1 pseudogene is annotated in these 544 nt (G+C 49.6%); it reads right to left on the bottom strand.

Annotation, left to right across the window (positions count from 1 at the left end):
* Positions 1 to 324 precede the first annotated feature (324 nt).
* Positions 325 to 544: pseudogene (locus AC1D0Z_RS23940) on the bottom strand (SAM-dependent methyltransferase); the annotation flags it as partial.

The raw sequence follows: 544 nt of genomic DNA, 5'->3' as shown, positions 1-544 counted from the left end.
GGTAGATGGTGACGCTGGCAATGGTGATATGGGTGGTCACCAGCGTATAAAGCACGATTTGCCACCAGCTGGCGGCGAGCAACCCATTGGCAAGCCAGTCGAGGGCCGCATCAAACAAGATCATAAAAATCCTTTAAACAATCAGCAGCAGTCGCCCATCCAAAATCTGTCTCCAGGCGCTGCAAAAAATAACGTCTTATTGTAAGGCGATCCACCACAAACACCAAGTCACTTTCAGTACAGGGCCTAAGGTCAAAACAGTGCGAAAAATCACGAATGAATATGTAACTTCAGCCTATCTGTCGTCATTTGTCGCCAAAAATATCACGACTTTTGCCATACTGCTGCGAAAAACCCGTCCGTCTGATGCAGGTAAGGCCAGAGCCGAAGGTAAGGTCCGCGGCAGAGTTTTTCTGCGTGCTCCACGCCCAAATGAGTCAACAAGGGCCCTGTTTCAAGGACGTTGAACTCTTTATTCGCCTCACTGAAGGCTTCAGCGATGGCTTCGTTTTCTTCACGCAAGACGCTGCAGGTCGCGTAAACC

It is taken from the genome of Polaromonas sp. P1_E3, from assembly GCF_056405935.1.
This window is presented reverse-complemented; position numbering and strand designations above follow the sequence as displayed.